Raw genomic sequence first — 6,000 nt, forward strand, 5'->3', positions numbered from 1 at the left:
TTGATTTGTGCATTTTAAAAAATGTTCTTTGCAATATGATATATGTCACTTATTTGAAAAGCTCATGCTGTTAAACTTAAAGTAATTAATAACGATTCTCACTGGCAGGTGATTTTCAGTTAACGAAGGAGAGATCAGAATGGAAAACAAAGTTATTGAACTTGATGTAAGAGAGGACTTAAAAAATAAATTGGAGCCATTTCAAAAAATCATGTCGGCGATAGCTGAACTTGATATCGATGATGTTTTTATCCTTCATGCTCCGTTTAAACCCGTCCCTCTCTTTGGAGTATTAAAGGCTAAAGGGTTTGAATATGAAGCTGAAGAAATTGAAAAGAAGCATTGGAAAGTGATCTTTACTAAGAGAGGTGCTTCAAAATGAAACTTGATAACCGGGGACTGGAACCGCCTCAGCCGATGATGAGAACTCTGGCAGCTCTTGAAGATCTGCCAGAGGGAGAAACCTTATCCATTATAAATGACAGGAGGCCCATGTTTCTTTATGAACAGCTGGACGAAATGGGCTGCAGGCATGTAACTGCCGAACAGGAAGACGGAAGCTTTTTAATAGAAATAACAAAATAAGCAGGTGATCGCGTTGCTGGCCAATACAAAAAATGAGACCAATATCAAACTTCCCTTTTCATTTATTCTTTTCAGCTTGCTCTGCTTAATAGGATCTATGGCGCTCATTCTTTTTCAAGGGGAATCCATAATTAACAGTCAGTTTCGTATACCCGCCATTTGGTCAGCTGCTCATTTGTTTATATTAGGCTGGGCGCTGATGACAGCAATGGGAGCCATGTATCAGCTCGTTCCGGTGGCTTTTCTTACCCCTATATGGAATGAAAGATTTGGATTTATACAATTTACTGTAACTGCCTTTGGAATATTATATTTTGCGCATAGTTTATTTTATAATCCGGCGGGTGCAATGCTGCCCGGGCTCATTACTTTAACAGGCATCTTAATGTTTCTGCTGCAAATGTTTATGACTTTAAGGCAGCAGGCAAAGCCCAATGTACTGACTCTTTTCGTAGGAACTGCATTGATTAGCCTGTTATCTGCAATTATACTCGGAATCCTTATGGTCTTCAGCATGAAAACCGGATTTATTTCCAGCCATTATCAGGCAGTCTTTAAAAGCCACATACTGCTCGGAACTGCAGGCTGGTTTACACTTCTGATTTTTGGATTTTCCTATAAAATGGTTCCCATGTTTTCCTTGTCCCATGGCTACAGCATGAAGCCTGCCAAATATGTGTTTATGGTGTATGCTGCAGGGCTGGCAGCGGCAGTTATATCTTTTTTCACCGGGAATAATTCGCTTTTAACCATTGCATTAATGATCCTGGCGGGCGGATTTGCATTCTTCACCTGGCACATGCTGCAAATCCTGCAGAAAAGAGTAAAGAAAAAGCTTGATTATTCATTCCGATTTGCACTTCTCGCCATACCTGCAGGACTGGCAATCCACCTTGGAGCTTTCATAAGCTCTCTAATCGGGAGTTTTCAAAATACGGTTGGGTATCTCGTATTTGCTTATCTCATGCTTTGGGTAGCTTTGAGTATTCTCGGTTATCTATTTAAAATCGTGCCATTCTTGTGGTGGACCTGGAAATACAGCAAAGAGATCGGCAAACGGAGTGTGCCTTCTCTCAAAGATATGATGAAAGACAAGGCATCCATTCCGGTTCTTTCCGCATTCATTCTCGGTATCCTTGGTGTGACAGTCTCCATTGCATATGAAGAGCCCGCCCTGTTCCTATCCGGCCAGATTTTAACTGTTGGGGCAAGCATTGTTTTCTGTTATTTGATTATTACTGTTATAAAACAATAGGGGGAATTAACATGAATCGAAAAGAAATAGTCCTCAGTAATCTAAAAAGAGTTATGGATCCTGAATTGAATATAAACGTGGTTGATTTGGGTCTTATTTATGATATTAATATTCCAGAGGCTGACAAGGCGGTTATTACCATGACTTTGACAACACCTGGATGCCCGTTGCATGACAGCATAGTCAGCGGAGTTAGATATTGCATTGAAGAACTTGAGCTGTTTTCAGATGTAGAGGTTAACCTTGTCTGGGAGCCTGCCTGGACTCCTGCTCGTATGACACCCGAAGCAAATCAGCTGTTGAGAGGTTAAAAGGAAGGCAGTGCCCGCTTGGGCACTGCCTTAGTTCAGCTTGTTACGGGCTCTGCAGGCAGAACCTTTTTTATCATTTCGCGGACTTCAGGATTTTCATTTTTATTCATCAGAATATGAACGGTCCCTTTGTCTTCATGTGTTCTAATTAATCTTCCAATCCCCTGCCTTAACCGCAGGATCATATATGGAAGATCAACCTCTTTGAAAGGATCAGCCGAACCTTCCCTTTTGGCCGTAAAGACCGGATCGTGCGGAGGGAATGGGAGGCCATAAATAAGCACATTCTCCAGGGATCTGCCCGGTATATCAAGACCTTCCCATAAATGAACAGAGCAGAGTACTGAATGCTCATCATTTTGGAAATTTGATACGAGGCTGCTTATCTCTGCATCCCCTTCAAAAAAGACCGGCACACTTATTTTCCCAGAAACAAATGCTTTGAATTCTGCCAGCTCAGAAGAATTGTTGAATAATACTAAAGCCCGTCCTTCTGTTGCTTTAACTTGTTCGAGAATGTAGTCCATTTTCGAAGTTCCTGATCCCTCTGAAAATTCCGGCATGCGAATGACCATATTTTCTTCATAGTCAAACGGGGAATCTACGGTAAAGGATAGATAATCGTCTACTCCCAGGCTTGTTGCCATATAATCAAAGGACTTATTCTCAGACAGTGTTGCCGAGGAAAAAACATACGGTTTCTTCTGGGAAAATACTTCTTCCCGCATAATATCTTCGACCATTCTAGGCATAATAACCAGAGTTCTTTCCCCATTATTCTCTTCAAACCAGGTGATTCCTTTTAATTCCTTGAGGAACAATGAAAGCGAGTATGAGATTTGCTCAAGATATTCTTCAACAATTTTTAAATCATATTCATTAATGACATACATTTCGCTTTCAAAAACTAATTCTTCCTCAAGTGTATTGATCAAGTCCTGCAGTTTACGTCCTTCTCTCATAACATCTGCAGTTTTTTCAATCGCTTTCTTGTCAGAACCAGTATCACCCGAAGCAGACATGGACAGTGTTAAAAAGAAATGCTCATTCTGGTAAATAGCATCTTCAATAATATTTAACGTTTTTTCACGTACATCATTCGCCATAAGCCTTGTTAAGATGGACTCCAGAATCTGCTCGGAAAAACGATATGTCAGAGCCTTTTGGGATGCATATTCCAGCAGATGTCCTTCATCAAAAACCACACAAGAGCTCTCAGGAAGCAAAGGCAGCTGTCCTTCCCGTTTTCTCGATTCCTTGGTCCAAATATGTTCCATGTAAAAATCATGTGAGCAAATGATCAAGTCTTTTGCGCTGCGGTAATATTCCCTATGAAGAGTTTGACCGCAGCGGTGACGCTTCTCACAAGTGAAACAGTCCTGGATTGAATCCCAAGAGACATTGGTCCAATGCTCATCCGGCAATTCAGGGTAATCTTTCCGGTCACCATATCTTTCAAACTTTTGCATGGATGAGCCTGTTTGAACAAAGTCCGGAAGATCATCAAAAATGTGATTATAGTGATCATGAACATCATTTGCTACGAGCTTGTCCAGCTTGTTTAGGCATAGATACTGATCGCGTGACTTTGCCAGTCTGACATCAATATTTAAGCCTAAAGCTTTTTCCAACTTGGCAATATCACCTTCTTTTTTCACAAGCTGCTCGATTAAAGTTTCATCCGCACAGGCGATAATAGCAGGTTTATTTATGTACCTTGCATAACTGATTGCATATAAAAGGTAAACAATCGTTTTCCCAGTCCCTACACCTGCCTCAGCAAATATAACACTTTTGTCTTTAAAAGCTTTTTCCAGCTGAAAGGCCATAAATATTTGCTCATCCCGAATTTCAAATCCTGCTTCAGGCAATATATCGTAAAAAACATCTCCGATCCACTCACTTAGCTTTTCATAAAAAGATTCGCTCTTGGATACGGCAAAAGGCATCCGGTTCGACATGCTACCCCTCCGTAATTAAAAAGTTAAAGCGCCTATTAGCCAGACGCTCCTGAATTCAGCTCTATCATTATTTCATATATTAGATGTTAATAATCAAATGAACATCATATAATTTTATCTCAAATACAGTAACTGTCAAGATATAACGCCAAACCTGCAAATTTATCAAAAAAACAGGGGTGCTTTAAAGCTGCCCCCTGCTCATTATAAACGACTAGTTGTAACGTGACATAGAAAATGACAATGCCTGCTGAAGTTCGTCCTGTGCGTTTTTAAGACTCTCCAGTGCCTCTGCTGATGGATCACCGTCTCCGTGTATTGCTTCAAGTGTTCCATTCAGCGCCTGGGAAATTTTATGGAAATCGATGCTGGAATGTTTCATTGCCACCCCTCCTTAGAAAAGAGCAAGCGCCTTGCCCACCCCCGACAATCCCCTCGAGGGGGTAGGCGCTGGAGCTAGACAGCTCTAGAAGTAGAATATAGATTCTGATGTTTTGAAAAAAGAATCAGATAGATATATTCTATACAGTTTCAGGAGGTTTTATGCTTATGCTGCTAATTATTTCTCGGCGGTCTTTTGCCCCAGTACTGATAATAGTCTGTACGGATAAAACCATTGAAGAGCTTTCTTTTTTTAGTTGCTTTTCTTCCATAGTGATTTTCAAATTCCTCGTCTGAAGTCAGGATATAAATGGACCACGTGTCAAGAGGAGCAAAGGCATTTCCCATCTCAGCATACATGCGCTGTACCGCAGCCTTTTCACCAAGGCGCTCCCCATATGGAGGATTCCCGACAATGACACCATATTCCTTAGGAGTCGTAAAATCACGCACTTGCATTTGTTTAAAGTTGATCAAATCACCCAATCCAGCTTCGAAAGCATTTTCTTCTGCTATCTTAACCATCCTGTGATCAATGTCTGCACCTGTTATATCGAGTGGCTGATCATAGTTTGCCAGGTCTTCAGCTTCATTTCTTCCATCTTCCCAGACTTTTTCAGGAATCCAGGACCATCCTTCCGAAATGAATTCACGATTAAAACCAGGTGCAATATTCTGGCCGATTAATGCTGCTTCTATCGGGATAGTGCCGGATCCGCAGAAGGGATCAGCAAATTGTTTATCAGCGTTCCAATTTGTCAGCATAACCAATGCAGCTGCAAGTGTTTCCTTCAGAGGTGCTTCACCCTGCCCTGCACGATATCCCCGTTTATGGAGGCCACTTCCGCTGGCATCGATGGTCAGAAGGGCTACATCCTTATGGAGAGCGACTTCTAATTTAAATAGGGGGCCATTTTCTTCAAGCCAGCCTGTCTTATTATACTTTGTTCTCATCCGTTCCACGATTGCTTTCTTGACAATCGCCTGACAATCGGAAACAGAAAAAAGCTTGGACTTTACAGATTTACCTGATACTGGGAATTCGGCGTTTTCCGGCATATACCTTTCCCAGGGCAGCGCTTTTGTTTTTTCAAAAAGCTCGTCAAAGCTTGTTGCTTTGAATTCTCCAACTTTAATGCGAACCCGATCTGCTGTTCTCAGCCATAAATTAGACCGGACAATTGCAGCTTCATCGCCTTTAAAGGTTATTCTGCCATTTTCAACTTCACATTCATATCCAAGATCGCGCACTTCTTTGGCAGCAAGTGCCTCAAGGCCCATGGCCGTAGTGGCGATTAAATCGTATTTAGACATATTTATTTTCACCCTAACCTAATTCTTATTTCTATTATGTATACCCTAACTGGGCATAGCAATCAACACTTAAAGTATATCTGTTTATTTCTTAAGCCGCAATGAGACTCTCAGGTCCTCTGCTTAGTCATCTTGAACTCAGCTTTGCTTTATTCTAATAGTTTGTTTCAATAATGAATTAGTCCGTTGATTT

The 6,000-nt window shown here is 41.2% G+C and carries 7 protein-coding genes; 4 read left to right on the plus strand and 3 right to left on the minus strand.

Going from position 1 to position 6,000, the window contains the following annotated elements; translation table 11 throughout:
* The first annotated feature begins 139 nt into the window (after positions 1-139).
* From CHI10_RS12675 to CHI10_RS12690, 4 genes are read left to right on the plus strand one after another with little or no spacing between them, the layout of a single operon-like run.
* On the plus strand, positions 140-382 hold the full coding sequence (locus CHI10_RS12675; RefSeq protein WP_076260611.1) for a DUF2249 domain-containing protein: 243 nt from the start codon (positions 140-142) through the stop codon (positions 380-382).
* Entirely contained in the window at positions 379-585 is a 207-nt protein-coding gene (locus CHI10_RS12680) for a DUF2249 domain-containing protein (protein ID WP_076260609.1), read from the plus strand. Before CHI10_RS12675 ends, CHI10_RS12680 begins: the two co-directional genes overlap by 4 nt.
* Positions 586-589: 4 nt before the next feature.
* The gene (locus CHI10_RS12685; protein ID WP_286137347.1) at positions 590-1,840 is read left to right on the plus strand and encodes a hypothetical protein; all 1,251 of its coding nucleotides are present in this window, start codon (positions 590-592) and stop codon (positions 1,838-1,840) included.
* Positions 1,841-1,851: 11 nt separating this feature from the next.
* On the plus strand, positions 1,852-2,151 hold the full coding sequence (locus CHI10_RS12690) for a metal-sulfur cluster assembly factor (protein ID WP_095244635.1): 300 nt from the start codon (positions 1,852-1,854) through the stop codon (positions 2,149-2,151).
* Positions 2,152-2,186: 35 nt separating this feature from the next.
* Here the strand turns inward: CHI10_RS12690 and CHI10_RS12695 are convergent, their stop codons facing one another.
* From CHI10_RS12695 to CHI10_RS12700, 3 genes are all read right to left on the minus strand, one after another.
* Positions 2,187-4,112 carry an ATP-dependent DNA helicase gene (locus CHI10_RS12695; protein ID WP_095244636.1) on the minus strand — a complete coding sequence of 642 codons (1,926 nt, stop codon included), beginning with the start codon at positions 4,110-4,112 and terminating at the stop codon, positions 2,187-2,189.
* 214 nt (positions 4,113-4,326) lie between these two features.
* Entirely contained in the window at positions 4,327-4,494 is a 168-nt protein-coding gene (locus CHI10_RS22380; RefSeq protein WP_179289030.1) for a hypothetical protein, read from the minus strand.
* Between the two features lie 173 nt (positions 4,495-4,667).
* On the minus strand, positions 4,668-5,807 hold the full coding sequence (locus CHI10_RS12700; RefSeq protein ID WP_095244637.1) for a THUMP domain-containing class I SAM-dependent RNA methyltransferase: 1,140 nt from the start codon (positions 5,805-5,807) through the stop codon (positions 4,668-4,670).
* Between the last annotated feature and the right edge of the window lie 193 nt (positions 5,808-6,000).

The organism is Bacillus sp. 7894-2 (assembly GCF_002272225.1).
Taxonomy (GTDB): domain Bacteria; phylum Bacillota; class Bacilli; order Bacillales; family Cytobacillaceae; genus Cytobacillus.